Consider the following 19,986-nt stretch of genomic DNA (forward strand, 5'->3'; position numbering starts at 1 on the left):
AAAATTTAATATTTATTATTTATATTTTTAATTACTTGTTATATAATCGAATCAACTGAAAGGAAGGAATTTCATTATGGCTTATAAAGTAATTACAAATTGTCCTGTCTGCAGTGAAACATTGAAAATTACAAAGTTGCAGTGCTCTCATTGTCACACTACGATTGAAAATGAGTTTGAATTATCTAAACTGGCATCCTTATCAAAGGATCAACTTCATTTTGTGGAAGTATTTTTAACATGCAGAGGGAATATCAAAGAAGTTGAAAAGGAACTGGGGATTTCGTATCCAACGGTTAGAGGCAAGCTAACAGACATCATTTCATCCCTTGGATATGTGCAGAAGAAGAAAAATGAAGTAGACGAGAAAAAAGTTGTCACCATGTTGGAAAATGGCGAAATCACACCAGAAGAAGCCATTAAGCTCTTAAAAGAGGAATAGGGAGGAATTTATCATGAAAGAGGAAATTACAAGAGTGTTAACAATGATTCAAGAAGGGAAGATTGATGCAGATAAGGGATCAGAACTGATTCAAGTATTAAAAGAGAAAGAAGAAACAGGTAATAAGCTTTTTGAAAAACCGACTAAATATTTAGATAAAACATTAAAAATTCGTGTTGTATCAGACGAAAATGATAACGTCACGGTCAATTTGCCTATAAAACTTGTCAAGGCAGTATTAATGGCTGGACACAGCATCGCAGCGAGTATTCCTCAATCGGAAAAATACGTTAAAGATATAGACATAAGCCTTATTATTGAAGCGATTGAAAACGAATTAGATGGCCAAATTGTTGATATTAAATCGGCAAACGGGGATACCGTTTCGGTCATCATTGATTAGTGATTTGCTTATGATGCATGTAAAAGTGAAAGCAAAAGACGTTCGATTTACTATCCCCATTCCATATGCTATTTTAAACATTATTATTTCAATTTTGTCTTCAAAATTTTTTCAGCAAATTGCAAACAAATGGACAAAAGAGCACTTCGAAAGAAAAAAACTGGACTTTACCTTTCCACTAATAGACAAAAAAACGCTAAAGCCTATCGTCAAGGAACTGAAACATTATAAGGGAATCGTGCTAGTAGATGTCAAAGCTAAGGACGGTACAGAGGTTAAGGTTAGACTATAATTTATTATAGAATACACCTACCGCTGACTGACATTTTGAAGAAAAAGCCTAATTTCTCGCTTACAATACCGAGAAAATTGTAAACAGACAAGAAGGTTATTTAATTATAAAAGCTGAAACAATCATAACCCCGTTCTAAACTTAGGACGGGGTGAAAAGTCGTTTAAATCTATATGTGTCTCCACAATCGTGCCCGATTGTGGAAGATAGAAAAATGCGAAAGAGTTGTAAAATTATCCTTGGTAAATTATACAGATAGGAAAGGCTTTGAAGTTATCGCTACCTTTTCCTCCTGTTCACACCATTAATTAATTGGCTTAGGAATTTAAACCGCTAATAAGGGGCTCTTACTTAACGTATTCCGCCATTACAATATTTCAATATACCCTTCTGTTCCACTCACGCGAATTCGTTGCCCTTCTTTTATCAGTTTGGTGGCATTTTCCACTCCGACAACTGCTGGTAAGCCATATTCACGTGCGATAACTGCTCCATGGGTCATCAGTCCGCCAACTTCAGTAACTAGGCCTTTTATGGATACAAACAGTGGAGTCCAGCTAGGGTCAGTAAAGGAGGTGACTAATATATCTCCCTCTTCTAGATCTGCACCTTCCATGTTTAAGATAACACGTGCTCGTCCCTCTATCACTCCGGAGGAAACAGGCAGACCTACAAGAGCTTCGGCTGGGAGATTTTCTCGTTTGTACTCTGATGAGAGTGTTTCACCATCTGATGTGATAACACGCGGTGGAGTCAGTTTTTCATATAATTTGTAATCGTCTTTTCGCTTGCCTACGATCTGGTAATCTAGTTTATTTGTGCGTACGGTCTCGCAGAGTTCTTCAAAAGTGAGATAGTATATATCTTCTTTTTCATGAATCACGCCCGCTTGTACGAGTTGTTCAGCTTCTTTCAGTAAAGACTGCTTATAAACGAAGTAGCGATTAATCATGCCGTATTTTGGATATTCACGATAGCCGATGAAATTTCGGATTAGGTCGATCATTCGTTTTGTTTCTTTAACCTTTTGTTCACCATCCGGTAATTGCTTCAATCGGTCTAATAACTCTTGTTCTTTTTTCAGAGCAACACGCCGCCCTTTCTCAAATTTCCGCTTACCAGCATTAGGCTCAAAGTTTTTAATATGACTGAGAATCATGGGAACAAGTGTAATTGGCTTTTCGCTCCACCGAGTTTTCGTAATATCAATTTCTCCGGCACATCGCATTCCGTATTTGTTGAGAAAAGCATAGAAAGCTTCTCTAGCTTTCTGTCCACCAACAAACTTAACCAGTTCATCCAAAAAGTTATCATCATTTACATGTTGTAAATAATCCATTACTTTTGGATAAGGGCGAATCACATCTGCAACATCCAATAGTGCCAAACCCATTTCCGAAGTAATGTTGTTTGGTACAGATTGAGAAAGCGTGTCTGCTGCGTTTTTTTCACCTAACCACTCGTTCATTTTTGCATTGATCCATGTTGAAGCATTTATAGCAGCCATAAATACAGCTGAACTTTGTGGGTCAAATAAAATCTTCTTTAATTCCTGAATATCTTCTAGAATAAAATCAAATAAATCAGATCCTGATTTCGTTTGGATGTTTTGTTTTAACTCTTCAATGGATGTTTGACTACGCTTAATCAAATCAGCAACGATTGATGGATTATTTTCAATTTGTGCCAGTATATCTGTATTGCCCCTAGTGTGACTCGGTGCTTTATTATCATTTGGCAACGATTTTATAAAATCTCCTCGCAGAGTAATGTTCATAAGTGCGTCTTTCATGAGCGGATCGTGTTGTCCCATGGCGTTTAATAACATGTCTCTACTGACAGGTGAAGCCAGTTGATGTGTGACATCAACAAACAACCTTCCACCAGCTTTAAACATGGGTCGAAAAGCTGTTAACTGGAAAAAAGACAATCCCAATGGTTTGATGGGGTCGGTCATCATTTGTTGGTGACCGACAGATACATAGACGTGGTTTTCTTGATCATTCGCTTCAGGGACAGGGAAAAGCGTAGTGATTGGCCGACTCTGGACAATATAAAAAGTATCATCAACCAAACACCATTCGATATCTTGTGGGCAACCAAAATAAGCCTCGATCTGTCTTCCAATGCGTGCCAGTTGTAAAATTTGCTGTTCAGTAAGTGTTTGCGCCTTTTGCTGTTCAGGATCAATCGGCTGTGTCTCTGTTCCGCCTTCTTTTCGTCCATAGATAGCCAATTTTTTGGTTGCTATCATCTTACTTGTGATTTCCTCTTCCTGTACTTTATAACAATCGGCTGATACCAAGCCAGAGACCAGTGCTTCTCCAAGTCCAAAACTGGCATCGATTGATAGCAGCTTTCGGTTAGATGTAATCGGATCAGCGGTAAATAATATCCCTGAAGCATGCGGGAATACCATCCTTTGAACGATAACGGATAAATAAACTTGACTGTGGTCAAATCCGTTTTTCATGCGGTTGATTACAGCGCGATCCGTAAATAGGGAAGCCCAACATTTGCTGATATGGTGCAAGATTGCTTCTTTGCCGATTATATTTAAATAGGTGTCTTGTTGACCAGCAAAAGAGGCATATGGTAAATCTTCAGCAGTTGCACTAGAACGCACTGCATAAGCATGTTCCTCACCAAGATGGGAGAGATAGTGAGTAACTGCTTCCACAACATCGGAAGGAATTTCTATCTCCATAATGATTTGTCGAATCTTCCCGCTGATTTCACCAATTTGATCTAGGTCTTCTACCCTTAGCATTGTTAGTCGATCCAACAAAGCATGATACGTTTCGTTTTGTTCGATGGCTTTTTGATATCCCACTGTTGTAACACAAAATCCTTCTGGTACTTGAATTCCTTGAATTTTGGATAATTCACTTAAATTCAACCCTTTTCCACCGATCACCATTTGTCTCGTTTTATCGATCTCCCGAAACTCAAGTACATATGGTTTCATTTCTTTCCCTCCCATTTATTACTCCATACCAAGACGAATCATGTGACAAAAATTGTTCATCTGATCAACTAATCACACTTACATGTATCATCGAAGAACCAACTTCGCTTTATTAATTATTAACAATGTAATAAAGAAAAAACAGACTAATAATGGTTAGTTAAAAATGGTATAATTAAATTAGGGAAAAGGACAGTTACCGATTATTTTTCGTAACTGCCCCTTTTTAGTTTAACAAATAGTTTTGAACTATCCTGCCACGTTAAGTGAAAATTATTACAAGCTATTCACTATACCAATTTTATTTAAACGTTTTATTCCGTAATCTGCCCCTTTTGTGGAACAAAAAAATCCTGCATATCATACAGGACTTTTAATCAAACTTTATTTTAAATCAACAAATAACAGTAACCATACATTTAATTTAACTACTTGGACTTGAGTCAATATCTTGGACAAAAATAAGTTAACTTTCTCTATTAAACTAATTTAATAACCACTATCCATTAGGTGTTTTAATAGTTCTTTCTGTATTCGAAGCAAAGACTGAATATCTTCTTCGGGCAATTTATCTAATGCGAAAAGCATTGCCCTATAAGATATTGAATTTTTGCTGGATTTCTTTGACACTTCTTCACCTTTCATCGTAAGTTTCAGCTTTATTTCTCTTCGGTCTTCCACTGAAAGTTTTCTTTCTACTAACTCCATTTTAACTAATTTATCTATGCCCACGCTAACTGTACTTTTTGATGAGATAAGCTTATCAGCCAACTCTTGTTGAGTTAACTCAGGAAAAGCCAATAATGTATTAAGGATTGATAACTGTTGTAATGAAAGCCCAAAGCTTTCAGCATGCTTTTTAGTTAATTTAGCCGTAGTTTTGTTAATTGCCCAAAATGACTGATAAACTTCCATAACTTGCTTAACTTTTGGGTCATTAAAATTTAAGTCCATTTAAGTCACTCCTTTAATAAACTAGTTCAATAATAAACCATTTTACATAAGAAATTGGCAAAAATAAACCGTTTGTTGTTCAATTAATCTGCCCCTTTAACGGAACAGCCCTATGTCACTCAATTATTCCTTAATCCCCCTTTTATTCAGATGTTCTTTTTCTTTTAGTCATAAAAATACCCCTTCAGAAAAAATATTCAAAAGGGATAAGCTTCGCATCTTTTTTATAAACATCGCGATTTTATTTCAAATCCACACCTGTCTTTTGAAAGGAAGAACAACATTAAATCACAAGTATGTTTTCAAAAGAATGTTCTGTTTAATGTGTAGAAGACTATCTTTATTAACCAATTGCTTCAAAATGCAAAATAGCCCATCCTTGATACACAAGAATTTGAGGTTTCTCTTCTCTACTCATCTATCTGTATTTAGACAGTCTAGGAGATTTTTTAACTCGCTCAGTAATTCTTTACATATTAGTGGGTTGAGATCTTCTGCGAAAACACAACCAACACTCCAAAAACCTGTTGGCTATACATGTTTCTGTTTTGTTGTCTAAAAAGAAATTAATCCCCCTATTTGTCTCACCGCTTTTAATACTTTATAAGTTTATTTGTTATTCATAAAATATAGGAAATATCCTTTTCTTGCTGGTAGCATCCCGGCCATTAATCATGTATTTCTGATATCCGTTTCTTTTTGTGTTATGCGTACCTCTATGAGGAGCATACAGTCAAATAATGAACACTAAATAAGGAATTGGGATCCTTCCAAACCTGTTTCGTTTTAAACCCATTTTTCTCAGTCATTGTTTGAAATGAGTTAATGTCGTATTTATACGAGTTTTCGGTATGAATGGTTTCCCCTTTTTTAAACATAATTGGTTTCTTATCGATCGTAACAACCTGATCAACTAAACTTTTAATATGCATTTCAATCCGTTCGTGTTCATCGTTGTAAAAGGCATCGTGTTTAAACTGATGAAGCTGAAAGCTAGCATGTAGTTCACGATTGATTCGATCCAGTACATTCAAATTAAAAGCGGCAGTGACCCCAAGAGAATCGTTATAAGCTCGATGGAGAATCGAAGTGTCTTTCTTCATATCGATTCCAATAAGTAAACCATCCCCTTTTGTTAACATCTTTGAAATCCGTTTTAAAAACGCCTCAGCATGGCTCGGCTCGAAATTTCCGAACGTTGAGCCTGGGAAGAACACGATCCTTTTACGTTCTTGATAGATGTTCGGTAAATCAATAGATTGAGTATAATCGGCACACATCGCAGTTACCTTAAGATTTGGGTATTCATTAGCTAAGGCAGTGGTCGATTTTTCTAGAAATACCTTTGAAATATCTACAGCGATATAAGCTGCAAGATTAGGTGCCTTGTTCAGTAAAATTTTCACCTTTTCACTGCTGCCGCTGCCTAAGTCTATTAAAAGTGCATGTTCTCCAAAATACGAGACTATTTCTTTTCCATATCGTCTTAAAATCAAAAGTTCCGTTCGCGTCAAATAGTATTCCGGCAGTGTTGTAATTTTTTCAAACAAGTTGGAGCCTTTTTCGTCATATAGCAATTTTGAATCAAGTTGTTTCTGCTTTTTATTCAAGCCGGCAAGAACTTCATTGTGAAAGTTTTCAGCATTCGGTTGTAAATCAAGTACCTCAACGGATGATTTCGATATATTCATCTCACGTCACCTGCCAAACGAAATCCACTGAACTGCCAACGTTTTTCCGGTTGGAAAAAGTTACGGTAGGTTAGTCGGATATGAGATGAGGGGGTTACGCAGGAACCTCCCCGAAGCACCATTTGATTGGCCATAAATTTGGCATTATATTCACCAAGCGCTCCTTCTAATGGTTTGTTACCCGGATACGGCATATATGGGCTCATTGTCCATTCCCACACATCGCCGAACCCTCTAGATAATCCGCCTTTGTCCGTTGTTTCACCAGCAGGATGATAATAACCAGACTCCGCAAAATTCCCCTTGATTTCTTTGTTAACAAAAGCGTTCTCCCATTCCGCTTCTGTTGGTAGCCGCCAACCAGCCCAACTTGCATAGGCAGAGGCTTCGTAATAACTGACATGAGTGACCGGTTCATATTCATTTACTTTACGCATTCCCGATAGAGTAAAGTAATGCCATACCCCATTAAATTTTTCCCAGTAAAGAGGAGCATTCCACCCTTCTTCTTTAACAGTGGACCAGCCGTCTGATAACCAATATTTCACTTTTTCATACCCACCGTCTTCGATAAAGGCAATAAACTCTCCATTTGTCACCGGACGTGATGCCAATCGATACGGGTCAAGCCAAACCTTGTGGCGCGGACCTTCATTGTCAAAAGAAAACTCGTCTCCGTCGTGGCCGGTTTCAACGATTCCTCCTTCGAATCTCTCCCAATTCAAAGGCTCTTCAACAGCAACGGACAGCGATTGTTTTTCATGATAGACCGGACGTAGTGGATTAACATAAAAATTGTATTTAATATCCGTAAACAGGAGTTCTTGATGCTGTTGTTCGTGGTTTATACCGATTTCAATAATTGGACTAAGCCTTGATAACTGTTCATTATCACTTTGTTTCAACAGGCGCAGAACACATTCTTCTACATAACGACGATAATCCATGACTTCTGTTATTGTCGGTCGTGCAAGCAATCCCCGAGACGAGCGTGGAAGTGGTTTTCCTATCGTTTCATAATAGGAATTGAACAGATAACAAAACCTGGGATGAAACACCTTATATAACGGATCATTCGGGACCAAAACAAAAGCTTCAAAGAACCATGTAGTGTGCGCCAAGTGCCATTTTGCAGGACTAACATCAGATGTCGCCTGGATAGTAAAATCCTCTGTTTCAAGGGGGTATACAATATGCTCGGTAAATTTCCTGACCTGGATAAACTTTGATTCAATCGTTTTGGAATGTTGATAGGTCTCCTTAATCATTTGTTATTCATTTCCTCCTCAACCAAAATGATTTCTCTACACACAGCCATATATTTATCTTTATTTTAATTTAACTTTAATATGAGTGAATTATAGTCAAAATATTCTGGTAAAAGAGTATGCTAGATTATATCTGATGTATCATGTTTTGGAATTCCAATACGTTAATAATCGTGATTGTGCCATTCATTTTCTAACTTCTACTTCTAATACCCTTGATCTTCTCATTTAATTTAAAGACAAGCTTTAAACAAGGGGGATTGAGATATGTTTTTACTTTTATTAAGACAAATCGTTCTTGGTTTATCCATTGCTGCACCAATTGGACCTATTAATATAGAAATAATTAGAAGAGGAATCTATCAAGGGTTGTGGTCTTCTCTGCTTGTTGGAGCAGGCGGCATGACATCTGATCTCATTTTAATGTTCCTTATGTATCAAGGACTTTCTGAATTTCTAACGTTAAACTGGGTACAACTTACATTGCTGATACTTGGTGCACTAGTTTTAACCTATACCGGCGTTCAGAGCTTCATTCATAGAACAGAGCCAATCGTTGATTCTCCCCGTAGCAAGGGAGATCATTTAAGCACAGGGTTGATTCGCTCCTATATTACGGGGGTATCCATAGCAGCTTTTAACCCCTTAAATATTCTTTTCTGGCTAGGAATTTACGGATCCGTGTTAAGTGATTCATTTCATGACGACAATATAATAAGAGCATTCTACATTAGTAGTGCAGTTTTTATTGGTATAGGGTTGTGGAATTTGAATTTGGCGTTAACCGTTCACTTTAGTAAAACATTATTGAAACCAGAAATTATGAAAGTCATCTCATTAACGACAAGTCTAGTTTTACTAGGATTTGGTTTTCATTTCGCTTATGAGGCTATCGTTAGAATTACAGTATTCCTTTAAGGGTTATTGTACAAATAAAAACCACCTACTATGAAGTGAACCCCCTAAATTGAATTTACTAGTCCAACTTAGGGGGTTCACTTCATTCTCACGGGTGGTTTTATGTTTCGCCCTCTCCAGTCTCAACGGACTGAAGTCCATAAATGTGAAGGATATCTCTGTGATATCCATGGTTTAATTTTTTTGATATCAGTTTAATTATCGGTCCAGAATCGCTCCATGTTCTTGGCTTACCAGAGATTATATATCATTAGTTCCTATTCATTAATTTGCACGTGATTTACTTTCTAATGTGTTTTGCGCTTTTCTGATTTGTTTGCTTCTTAACTGTCCACAGGCGGCATCAATGTCAGTCCCATGCTCTTGGCGTATTTTGCAATTGATTCCCCGCTTTTTCAACGTATCATAAAACGACAGTACTGATTCCTGCTCACTTCTTTGGTATTGACTATGTTCATCCACTGGATTATATGGAATTAAATTTACATAGGTCCGCTGATTTTTGTCGCTGAGAAGATCAGCAAGCTGCAAAGCCTCTTCCTTATGATCATTTATTCCCTTAAGCAAAATATATTCAATCGTAATCCGACGATTTGTTTTTTCTAAATAATAGTCAATTGCCTGCATGAGCTCCTCGATTGGAATCGCCCGATTTATTTTCATAATCCGGGATCTTAGCTCATTATTTGGCGCATGCAAGGAGATTGCTAAGTTTATCGGCAACTTAGTATCAGTAAATTCATAAATTTTGCTGGCAAGACCACTGGTTGATACAGTAATATGTCTAGCCGCTATGGCTAGTCCTTTATCGTCCGTAATTACCCTTAGGAAACCCACTAGATTTTCAAAATTATCAAATGGCTCACCGATTCCCATTACGACAATATGACTTACGTTTTCTCCCTGCCCCATCTGATCGAGAAGAAGTTGAACGTTCATAATCTGTTCGACAATTTCACCACTAGACAGGTCGCGACTTTTCGCTAATAGGCCGCTTGCACAAAAACTGCAGCCAATGTTACAGCCTACTTGTGTTGTAACACAAACCGATAAGCCATATTTATGTCGCATCAAAACTGTTTCGATCAAGTAACCATCAGATAATTTAAATAAAAACTTTATTGTTCCGTCCTTAGATTCTTGCTTTATATGCTGGTTTAAAGTTTGAATGACAAAGTTATCTGCCAGTAATTGAACACATTCCTGATTCACGTCCAGCATCTCGGAGAAATCTGTTACCCGCTTCCTATAAAGCCAATCCCAAACCTGTGATGCCCTATATTTTTTATGACCATGCTCTTGGAGCCATTCAGTCAATTGATTAAATGTTAATCCATAAATAGATCCTTTATTCATAAGTTCCCTCCTAGAATATACTTATACTAAGCAAGGAGCTTGCCTAAAAAGATTTTAAAAATCCTCCATTATTTATGATAAGGTTCACCATGCTTATTATTAAGCTGTTTAATAAATATAGCAAATTACAATCCCTTCTTCAACAAACTGACCTTTTTAATGGAATAACTCGTTTATATTTTATCTTTTGATTCATAACTTTTTTTGGCCTATCTATTGTTTATCTACTTAGCATCATTTGACAAAATCCTAATCTACCAGTATTATCACTATCAATTCGAACTTATTTATGGGAGAGATAAAGATGAAAATTTATGTTGATGCAGATGCTTGTCCGGTAAAAGATATTATTATCTCTGAAGGTACGAAGGAGGAAATTTCTGTTATCCTTGTTACTAGCTTTTCTCATTTTTCTAATGCGGAACAACCAGTAGGAGTAAAGACCATTTATGTTGATTCTGGAGCGGATGCTGCGGATTATCGGATTATGAAGTTAGTAGAAATAGGAGATATAATTGTTACGCAAGATTATGGTCTTGCTTCGCTAGGTTTAGCAAAAGGGTGTACGGTTCTTCACCATAAAGGGTTTAGCTATACAAATGAAAACATTGATCAATTATTACAAACACGTTATTTTAGTGCAATGGCTCGAAAAAGCGGAAAGCGTACAAAAGGGCCAAAACCATTTACATCAGAAGATAGGGAGAAATTTAGGGGACTTTTTATAAGCGTGATTTCACGTTAAAATCAAAGGGGGATTTCAATCTAGTGGTGCACCAGCCCCTCCAGATAATACGAATTTTCTCAACCACATGGACAAAATGCTCTAAATAAGTCTATATTTAGAGCATCAGAATCTCACGAATATCCTCTTCGGTTAAAGTTGCTGAATACTTTTCTTCTGAATCGATAATATCTGCAATAAGATCTCTCTTTTTTTCTTGGAGCTCATTCATCTTTTCTTCAATTGTGCCACGAGCAACAAGCTTGATCACCTGTACAACATTTTTCTGACCCATTCGATGCGCCCGGTCTGCCGCTTGCTCCTCGACCGCAGGATTCCACCAAAGATCATATAAGATGACTGTATCCGCACCTGTTAGGTTCAGTCCTGTACCTCCTGCTTTTAAAGAAATAAGAAACAAGTCTCGCTCACCATCATTAAATCGATTGCAGATTTCCACTCGTCTTTCTGAAGGGGTTTGTCCGTCAAGATAGAAATACGTTTGACCTCGCATTGTTATCTCTCTGCCTATCAGCCCAAGCATTTTTGTAAATTGGGAGAATATCAACACTCTTCTTCCAGAAAGTCTTGATTCCTCTATTATTTGTAACAGCTGCTCGTATTTTGCTGAGCTTCCCTTGTAGCCTTCTACAAATAGGGCAGGGTGACAACAAATTTGTCGCAATCTCGTCAATCCCGCTAAAATCCGAATACGATTTTTTCGAATGGTATCCTTGTCGAGGTGCTTAAATGTATCATGGCGCAGCTTCGCCAAATATGCTGTATAGAGCTTCTTTTGTTCAGGCAGCAACTCTGATAATGCAAGCGACTCCACTTTTTCAGGTAACTCAGCAAGTACATCCGCTTTTATTCTACGAAGCAAAAAGGGACGAACCCTTCTGGCAATTGTTTTCCTTGAAAGATGGCTGTATTCCCTTAATCCTTGGAATAGCTGCGGGAAGACAACGTGAAAAATCGACCAAAGCTCTTCAAGTGAATTTTCCACCGGTGTTCCGGTAAGAGCAAAACGATTCTCTGCCTGTATCCTTTTCACAGCCCGAGCCGTTTGAGTCACTGGATTTTTAAACGCCTGTGCCTCATCAAAGAAAACAGTATGAAACGTTTGCTTCTCATACCATTTTATATCACGGCGTAGAATCGGGTAGGACGTAATTATGACATCTACATCTTCGCTATCCTTTTGTAGCTCTTCTCGATCCGTTTTCTTCCCGTCTATAACGATTGCTTGAAGTTCAGGAGCAAATTTCGTGATTTCCTGTAACCAGTTATAGGTTAAGGATGATGGGCAAACAATGAGGACCGGGAGCCTGCTTTCCCGAATGCTGGAAAGCTCTGAAACAATGAATGTAATACTTTGCAACGTTTTGCCAAGTCCCATATCATCTGCGAGAACACCGCCAAATCCGTAGCTAGCAAGCGTCTTCATCCATTTATATCCATGTTTTTGATAGTCTCTTACGATGTTAACTAAACTTTGTGGCACCTCGAAATCTAAGTTACCTGGGTTCCATATGTTATCAAGAACCTGCCGGAACGATTCTTCTACCGTGAAGACTTGACTACCATCAATCACATCAAAAAATTTAAGACTTTGTATAACAGGCATATTTAAACTGGCTTCAAAATCATCATCCTGAACCGGAACTTCCTTCAGAAAACGCTGGATTTCTTTCATTTCTCTTGTCTCGAGAGATAGGAGTGATCCATTTTGAAGGCGGTAATATTTCCGTTTTTCTTCCAACGCCGCTAAAATCTCTCGAATCTGTTTGTCAGCAATACCGTCCATCTCAAATTTGAATTCCAACCAATTAGTGCGTTGTTTTTGAACCTTCACTCTAATCTTGGGATGAGCATTCTTTCTCAAGATGCGAATCCGAACAGCTGTTGTCGCATAAATTTGAACGAGTTGATGAAGCCTTGGCACGATATGATATAAAAATTCATACTCCAATGCTTCATTTTGCATATAATAGCCGCCTTCTGTTTTAGAAAATCTGCCCTCCTCCATGACCTGAAGGATTTCCTCTTCCTTTTTCAGATCCCTTATAATCATTGGTCCTGCTTTGATATCTCGGCTTTCCAATGGTTGAATCACAACATTTTCATATTGAAACTCTAGTCCTGCAAGCAGTCGATTGTTCAAACGATCCAAGTAAAGCTTGGCAACAAGTGGTGTTTTCATAATCTCCTGAGATAACGCTTTAGACAGTTGAACATCGCCAATTTTTTTCAGACCAGGTACGATTTTTTTTAGAAAAAAATCAATTTGTTCCTGCGGAATCGGAATATGATTCGTAGATGGAGATGTTAGCATTTGCTTTAGTTCGGATAATCGTTCACAGTCCTGTCCTTCTAACCGAAAGACTATCCCGTCACATAGCACAGAACTATAGGAATTCAAAACGACCATTCGGTCAAAGCCCTTAATCATCAATTGGTAATCATCGCCTTCGCTTTCTTCAAATGTAAACTGTATAGGAGGTGGTCCATCCATCATTCGCAGGCTCTCAAAAGACTGACCATCATGCTCAATTGTTACCAACGGAGTCTTTGTGAGTAAAGGGATAAGTCTCACCCAAGTGGATGGCGGAATAAGTAATGTTTGATTACTAACTGTACAGTCAGAATGGTTCGGTAATGCTTCTAAAAAGGCCTTTTCATCATGTACGACCCGGACGAGTTGATGAATAATCGCATCTGATTCATTTAAAAAGCAATGAAGACCTGGGTCATATCTAAATGTAGAGGATATGTTACTGGGTTCCCCATGTTTTACGTCCTGTAGAAAGTCTCGAATTTTTTTTAGCTTCGTATGACCAATCTCTACTTCCATTCCAAACAAGTACTGACCTTTTCCTATCGAGAACGGCTTACAGATGAACTTGACATCAAGTACTTTTCTTTTTTCAAAATGAAGCTGATGTCCACTTGTTCGAGTTGGTCTGTCATGGAAGAGCTTCATGAAGTCTTCTGTTAGCTCTCCAGAATTGGATTGCGGACCCTGTACCCCGATAGGAAACGTTCCTTGTCGTTGCTGTTCATAAATGGCTAATAAAACGGCCGCAATATGTTGGCAACACTTCCCGAAGTTTGGTAACGTAGGACAGCTACATTTCGTCTGCATGACCCCTTTCACATCTTCTTCAATTGTGACATGAAAGTCTTCCGTTCCATTAACGGTGGCTTCGCAGAAATCCGGGCTATACTGGTTAAATGTTACTTTACTCGCTTGATAAAAAGATTCTCCTCTTTTGAAGGAGACGGTACCGCACATTTCTTTTATCATCTTATAATTTATTTTTATATCCATGTACTCCCGCTCCTTCCTTTCTATTTGTCGAAGGGTATCTATATATTCGAAGCCTGTACTATTTTTCTTCACTTGTCCCATTTTATCATGTTCATGTATTCTTTGTTCAATCGAACTGGTAGTGGAACAAGAAAAAGGCGATGCCATATTTAAGCATGGCACCCGTTACTTCAATAGCAGCTATTTTATTTGCAAATCAGAAATAGCCCCGCCTCGTTATACAATTGAAATTGAGCTTTAAATTATTTTGAAGAATGGAGCAAAATATAAATATTATCATAAAGACCAAACAGATTTCATATTACTGACCTTGACCTTTTCAATTAATACTGGTAGAATTCTAAACTATCATACAATAATTTTTAGCCGTTTTTTTGATTACTTACAATCAAATAGGTTGCTATGATTGTTATGGGTAAAACTATAACAGGAGCAGTTTCTGGAGAGATCGCAAATCGTTGCGACGCCGAAGGGTTCACAATCTCAGGCAAAAGGACAGAAGGATAAACAAAGCTATTTGCTATGTTATTATTCTGACGTTTAATGAGATTGGAGAATTCCAATCTCATTTTTTTATCTAAAAAAAATAATACTTTACTAAATAATAGCTATAAAAATTATTATTTTTATGACTACTACATATAAATATCAATATAATTTGGAGGGATTGCAGTGGCACAGCAAGCGTTAAAAAGAGATTTGAAGAATCGACATGTACAATTAATCGCAATTGGTGGTACGATTGGAACTGGTTTGTTTTTAGGTTCAGGTAAAGCGATCCAATTGGCAGGCCCTTCTATTATCTTTGCTTATTTAATCGTTGGGATTGCAGTGTTTTTTGTCATGAGAGCATTAGGAGAATTACTTCTATCGAATACGGGGTATCAATCATTTACAGACTTTGCTGTAGATTATATTGGACCGTGGGCAGGCTTTGTGACTGGATGGACATATTGGTTTTGTTGGATTATGACAGCCATGGCTGATCTTATAGCAATTGGTGTCTATGTACAATATTGGTTCCGCATTCCTCAATGGATACCTGCAATCATCGGTTTAGTCATTTTATTAGGGCTGAATTTACTGACTGTTAAACTTTTTGGAGAGTTAGAGTTTTGGTTTGCCTTAATTAAGGTCATCACCATTCTTGCTTTAATTATTATAGGAATTGTTCTCCTATTCATAGGATTCAAAACAGATACGGGAGCTGTTTCAGTATCAAATCTATGGGATTATGGTGGACTATTTCCAAATGGAATATCTGGTTTTTTCCTCTCATTCCAAATGGTCGTATTTGCATTTGTTGGCGTTGAGTTAGTAGGTGTTTCTGCAGCAGAAACAGCTGATCCACAAAAAAGCATTCCATCAGCGATTAATAAAATTCCTCTTAGAATTCTGTTCTTCTACGTGGGAGCACTTGTCATCATTTTATGTATTAATCCATGGGTTCAATTAAGTCCATCTAGCAGTCCTTTTGTACAGGTGTTCCGTTTAGTAGGAATCCCAATAGCAGCTGGAATCATTAACTTCGTTGTCTTAACATCAGCAGCCTCAGCTTGTAATAGTGGTTTGTTTTCAACAAGCAGAATTTTATATAACTTAAGTGTTCATAATGAGAAGAAAGCTAGACTTGCAAAGTTAAATAAAAATTATGTACCTAGTAATGCTTTGATCCTATCCGCGATTGTTCTTTCTATCGGAGCACTTTTAAGTAAACTAATTCCAGAACAGGCTTTTGGCATTGTAACTACCATTAGTGCCATTTGTTTTATTTGGGTTTGGAGCATTATCTTAATTTCTCATATACGTTATAGCAAATCACGTCCAGATTTACGAAAACAATCCATTTTTAAAGCACCGTTCACACCATTTATTAATTATGTCGTACTAGCACTATTTGCATTCATTTTAATCATCATGTTATTTGCTGCAGCGACTCGTTTAGCCCTGTTAATGACACCTTTATGGTTTGCACTATTATTCATACTGTATTTCTTCAAACTGAAAAATATAAAATAATTACTTCAAAAAGCCCTTTCATTTATTCGGTTATATTTGATTGATTTAATCAACTGACAGATGGATGTCATTGGTGCAAAACAGCTAGGATCATCAAATAAATGTCGCTATAATGCTATTTCTCAATGTTGAGGAATAGTATTTTTTTATATAAATTTAAAATACTAACCTTGATAAACAGCAAAAGAAAGAACATGTTTTGAAAAACGATTGATGAAAACATATTCTTTCTATATTTAGATAGATAAATATCTTTATAATATTAAATTATATCCTTGATTATCCTTCAATTAAAGCACTCATAAGTTAACCTAAGAAAATAATTAAAATTACAAGGAATTATCCTTTTCTTTTTTTGAAGAAAACAAGATAGAGTATTTCAAGAATCCCAACTGTATTTACTATTAACAGTACAATATACCATGCTAATTGTTTATTACGAGCAGAATGCCAAAGTGCTATGCCTTTCCAAATAAATGCCCAAACAATTACTAAATAAAGTATCGGACTATTATTTAAAACTTGAATTATATCATTCATTTTACTCCCCCCTCAGCAGATATATCATCTTTCTTGCAACCACCCCCTTTACTAAATTTTAACATAGTTCGTTCTCATTTACGGTTGAATTTTATGTGAATTCTTATTGAATCCTATCCGTTATTACCAACTTAACCCTTTTTTTTCTAAAAATACAAAAAAAGATTTACCTGAAAAATATTTTGTTATATAATACAATCCATAATACGTTTAATTGTTATATAACATTAATACTAGTTAATCTACTATTAAAAAGGAGAATGTTTTGTGGACAACCTAATAAAAGAATTTCAAAATATCCCAACGACCTGTATTTCTGATGCGATGGATGGATTAAATAATTTGAATCCGGAGATTAAACCTCTTAAGGAAGAATACAAGCTTGCTGGAAGAGCTTTAACGGTAAAAGTTCCTGTGGGAGATAATCTTGCCGTTCTAAAAGCAATCAGAGAATCGAAGCCGGGTGATATTTTAGTTATCGATGCTAAAGGAGACCAATATCGGGCAATTGCTGGAGATTTTGTTGTAGGGATGGCAAAAACATTAGGCGTTGGAGGAATAGTAGTTGATGGTGTTATTCGTGATATCATTGGGATCAAAGAACTAAATTTTCCTGTTTTCTCTAAAGGAACTGCTGTAGCCTCAAGTGGCAAAACTGGTATAGGTGATATTAATATTCCCATTTCATGTGGCGGGGCATCAATAACTCCAGGAGATATCATTGTTGGAGATGCAGACGGCGTTGTTGTGATTCCACAATCAATAGAACAAGAGATTTTCATCAAATCTTTAGAAAAAATGAAAAAAGATCAAGTGAGAGAAGACAATATTTCAGGAAATCCTGAAGCAATTATCGAACATTTAGATAAACAATTATCAAAATCCTTTTAATTCAACGCATTTTAAACAGCAAATTAAAGTTAATTCTCGTGCCATTTACCTCAAATAAAACTCCCCAAAAAAGTTGGGGAGTTTTACTTTTATTTCAACCAGAGATCAGGGTCAGGATCAGGGGTTAATTCGTCTGATGCCTCTGTCATGTATTGTAAACTTCCTATTCGTTTTCTCTTACCTTCCCAAAGCCTTACAATATATTTATGAAAAAAGATTTCAAATAGGGTCACTCCTACTGTAGCTATTAAAGAGGGAACAAATACATGAGACCCATACATGACATTTTTAGACATTAACCAAATGACTACGAAGGCAAGTCCAAAATCTGCAATAGTAGCTATTATATTATTGGTTCTTCGTAGAATAATCATGTCACCTAGGATAAATGAAGACACTCCTAATACAAATGTAATTAAAAAAACATTTCTAAAAGACATACCATAAATTAATCCGAGGACAATATACAAAAGAGCTAAACTAGCAACAAACTTAACTAAAAATGCCTTCATTATATTATCTCCTTACCTTGATACAAAGTTTTAGTTACATAAGCGTTGATTTTATGTGCTTTTTAATAAAAATCTGATCAAATGTCATCGGGTCGAAGTTTATTCCTTATGTCGTTGACCGTCGTTTAAAGTATGTTGAAGGTGCAGATATACAAACAGATTATCCGTTTTCGAATAACAAGAGGAACTTTTTATTAAAACATAAAAAATCGGTTCCTGATGAAACCAATATTTTATGTTTTTTCGTTATAATAGCCCTTTTTTCTAATGTGTCATATTATTATTTTGCATTTGTGGCTGGCCTTGGACATGAGTATATGAACTCATCATTAATTGCATATCTTGTGGTGCAAGCTGAGGTATTTGATAATAATTGTGTTTATTTTGGTAAATAGAGATCTCATATGCCATTTCAATACAATTTGGAACTGAATCAGCTAAAACACGACGCACAACTGGATTTGTTACTTCTAATGCTGCCATTGCTTTCAGAGCTACGCCAGATTTCACAGACCCAAGCATACAACTTGAAATCCATTCATCTGTAATTTCTGTCACGGAAGCCATCGGTTTTTTTGGCTGAGTTGCTTTTACACCATATATGAAGTCATTGTTTTGTTTCATCTTATAGCTTTGTGTTGGTTTAGAAGGATCTTGACCTGTCTGAAAGCATTCCACAGTTAAATTATATTCATCTTGGATAAAACTATACTGGCGATTAAGAATATCAAGTAGTTCTGGATCTTTTACATACTGACTTAATAATAAATATTGATTCAATGTACTGATTGTTCCAGACAAGATTTCATGTACATCGAACATTTCGTGTCCTCCATGATTCATCTGCTGAGGTACATTGCCTATATGCATATTTTGGTGCATTTGATCTTGTGCATTTTGCATCATTCAAAGATTCCTCCTAATATATTAGTGCTAGTCATATTTATTTTCTATAAAAAGGAAAAAATTATTCAACAAAATAAAAATTACATAAAATTCTTTCATCATTAAGGAATCTATTCCTTTCAAGTATCTCACAAAATACGAGGCTGACATCTTACGCGGTATTTTACCAAACATATAAATATGATCAATCTGGTATTGCATGTGCTTCAATAATCCCTACATCTTTCATTTCACATAGTCTTCTTAGAATAGACTAATGTATCTTCTAATTATTTTTCGTATAAATAGTTTAATGAATGAGAAAAATATAAATATGCCAAACTATCCTCCGTGTTATAGAAAATTTGGCTGCCAGGATTTCTCCTGGCTTTTTTATTTCAAATTTTTAGCTAAACTTCGTATGTTTCGCTTCCATCACAGCCCATTTACGACCTTCAATTGTATTTAACCAAGATTCAGCTTTACGAAAGCTATTTACTTTTTTAATAATGCCCTTTACTTTCAGATCCTCAGCATTAATGTATTTATAACCTACCCTACGCTTTTTATTATCTAAAAAACGTACTTCCATAACATTTAATTGACCTATTGAGACACCAGTCACAACTTCTATCTTATTAACTTCATCTAGTTTCATTTTTCAAACTCCTTTTTTAAAATAAAGTTTTTTTATATAGTCTCGACATTTTGTATTTTAATTAACCTCAATGAATCAATCTGTTCATTTTTGATGCAACATTAATCACCACAATAAGTTCTTAGTACATTGGA

Annotated in this window: 17 protein-coding genes, 1 pseudogene and 1 riboswitch; of the genes and pseudogenes, 7 read left to right on the forward strand and 11 right to left on the reverse strand. The window is 36.3% G+C overall.

Annotation, left to right across the window (positions count from 1 at the left end; translation table 11 throughout):
* The first annotated feature begins 76 nt into the window (after positions 1-76).
* Genes ACAN53_RS09235 through ACAN53_RS09245 form a run of 3 tightly spaced genes read left to right on the forward strand, consistent with a single transcriptional unit; the run spans position 77 to position 1,137 of the window.
* Complete coding sequence (locus ACAN53_RS09235) at positions 77-442, forward strand: DUF2089 domain-containing protein (protein ID WP_379969235.1); 366 nt, start codon at positions 77-79, stop codon at positions 440-442.
* Between the two features lie 13 nt (positions 443-455).
* Positions 456-845 carry an SHOCT-like domain-containing protein gene (locus ACAN53_RS09240; RefSeq protein WP_379969237.1) on the forward strand — a complete coding sequence of 130 codons (390 nt, stop codon included), beginning with the start codon at positions 456-458 and terminating at the stop codon, positions 843-845.
* A gap of 10 nt (positions 846-855) precedes the next feature.
* Positions 856-1,137 carry a hypothetical protein gene (locus ACAN53_RS09245; RefSeq protein ID WP_379969239.1) on the forward strand — a complete coding sequence of 94 codons (282 nt, stop codon included), beginning with the start codon at positions 856-858 and terminating at the stop codon, positions 1,135-1,137.
* A gap of 367 nt (positions 1,138-1,504) precedes the next feature.
* Here ACAN53_RS09245 and ppsA read toward each other — a convergent pair whose 3' ends face one another.
* From ppsA to egtB, 4 genes are all read right to left on the reverse strand, one after another.
* Entirely contained in the window at positions 1,505-4,105 is a 2,601-nt protein-coding gene (ppsA, locus tag ACAN53_RS09250) for a phosphoenolpyruvate synthase (protein ID WP_379969241.1), read from the reverse strand.
* 489 nt (positions 4,106-4,594) lie between these two features.
* Positions 4,595-5,059: a MarR family winged helix-turn-helix transcriptional regulator gene (locus tag ACAN53_RS09255; protein WP_379969243.1), complete on the reverse strand. Its 465-nt coding sequence runs from the start codon at positions 5,057-5,059 to the stop codon at positions 4,595-4,597.
* A gap of 716 nt (positions 5,060-5,775) precedes the next feature.
* Positions 5,776-6,750, reverse strand: coding sequence for an L-histidine N(alpha)-methyltransferase (gene egtD / locus ACAN53_RS09260; protein ID WP_379969245.1), 975 nt, complete (start codon positions 6,748-6,750; stop codon positions 5,776-5,778).
* The gene (gene egtB / locus ACAN53_RS09265) at positions 6,747-8,018 is read right to left on the reverse strand and encodes an ergothioneine biosynthesis protein EgtB (protein WP_379969247.1); all 1,272 of its coding nucleotides are present in this window, start codon (positions 8,016-8,018) and stop codon (positions 6,747-6,749) included. The genes egtD and egtB overlap by 4 nt, the downstream gene beginning before the upstream one ends.
* Before the next feature lie 267 nt (positions 8,019-8,285).
* Between egtB and ACAN53_RS09270 the strand changes: the two genes are divergently transcribed.
* Complete coding sequence (locus tag ACAN53_RS09270; RefSeq protein WP_379969249.1) at positions 8,286-8,936, forward strand: LysE family translocator; 651 nt, start codon at positions 8,286-8,288, stop codon at positions 8,934-8,936.
* 264 nt (positions 8,937-9,200) lie between these two features.
* On the opposite strand, the gene rlmN is transcribed toward ACAN53_RS09270, so the two are convergent.
* Entirely contained in the window at positions 9,201-10,292 is a 1,092-nt protein-coding gene (gene rlmN, locus ACAN53_RS09275; protein ID WP_379969251.1) for a dual-specificity RNA methyltransferase RlmN, read from the reverse strand.
* Positions 10,293-10,596: 304 nt separating this feature from the next.
* On the opposite strand from rlmN, the gene ACAN53_RS09280 reads away from it, so the two are divergent.
* A complete protein-coding gene (locus ACAN53_RS09280) occupies positions 10,597-11,037 on the forward strand; it encodes a YaiI/YqxD family protein (RefSeq protein ID WP_379969253.1) in 441 nt (146 codons plus the stop codon).
* 97 nt (positions 11,038-11,134) lie between these two features.
* On the opposite strand, the gene ACAN53_RS09285 is transcribed toward ACAN53_RS09280, so the two are convergent.
* The gene (locus tag ACAN53_RS09285) at positions 11,135-14,347 is read right to left on the reverse strand and encodes a DEAD/DEAH box helicase (RefSeq protein WP_379969255.1); all 3,213 of its coding nucleotides are present in this window, start codon (positions 14,345-14,347) and stop codon (positions 11,135-11,137) included.
* A 429-nt stretch (positions 14,348-14,776) separates the two neighbouring features.
* Positions 14,777-14,856: riboswitch (glycine riboswitch) on the forward strand.
* Between the two features lie 163 nt (positions 14,857-15,019).
* On the opposite strand from ACAN53_RS09285, the gene ACAN53_RS09290 reads away from it, so the two are divergent.
* A complete protein-coding gene (locus tag ACAN53_RS09290; RefSeq protein ID WP_379969257.1) occupies positions 15,020-16,366 on the forward strand; it encodes an amino acid permease in 1,347 nt (448 codons plus the stop codon).
* 339 nt (positions 16,367-16,705) lie between these two features.
* On the opposite strand, the gene ACAN53_RS09295 is transcribed toward ACAN53_RS09290, so the two are convergent.
* Entirely contained in the window at positions 16,706-16,906 is a 201-nt protein-coding gene (locus ACAN53_RS09295; RefSeq protein WP_379969259.1) for a DUF5652 family protein, read from the reverse strand.
* Between the two features lie 267 nt (positions 16,907-17,173).
* Here ACAN53_RS09295 and ACAN53_RS09300 point away from each other — a divergent pair, with 267 nt between their 5' ends.
* Complete coding sequence (locus ACAN53_RS09300) at positions 17,174-17,797, forward strand: RraA family protein (protein WP_379969261.1); 624 nt, start codon at positions 17,174-17,176, stop codon at positions 17,795-17,797.
* 89 nt (positions 17,798-17,886) lie between these two features.
* Here ACAN53_RS09300 and ACAN53_RS09305 read toward each other — a convergent pair whose 3' ends face one another.
* From ACAN53_RS09305 to ACAN53_RS09315, 4 genes and pseudogenes are all read right to left on the reverse strand, one after another.
* Complete coding sequence (locus ACAN53_RS09305) at positions 17,887-18,309, reverse strand: YndM family protein (RefSeq protein ID WP_379969263.1); 423 nt, start codon at positions 18,307-18,309, stop codon at positions 17,887-17,889.
* 264 nt (positions 18,310-18,573) lie between these two features.
* On the reverse strand, positions 18,574-19,212 hold the full coding sequence (locus ACAN53_RS09310) for a spore coat protein (RefSeq protein WP_379970296.1): 639 nt from the start codon (positions 19,210-19,212) through the stop codon (positions 18,574-18,576).
* 93 nt (positions 19,213-19,305) lie between these two features.
* Positions 19,306-19,468, reverse strand: a pseudogene (locus ACAN53_RS18085) (transposase); the annotation flags it as partial.
* Between the two features lie 132 nt (positions 19,469-19,600).
* The gene (locus tag ACAN53_RS09315) at positions 19,601-19,852 is read right to left on the reverse strand and encodes a hypothetical protein (protein WP_379969265.1); all 252 of its coding nucleotides are present in this window, start codon (positions 19,850-19,852) and stop codon (positions 19,601-19,603) included.
* Between the last annotated feature and the right edge of the window lie 134 nt (positions 19,853-19,986).

Origin of the sequence: Ectobacillus soli, from assembly GCF_042610425.1 — a bacterium.
Lineage (GTDB): Bacteria > Bacillota > Bacilli > Bacillales > Bacillaceae_G > Ectobacillus.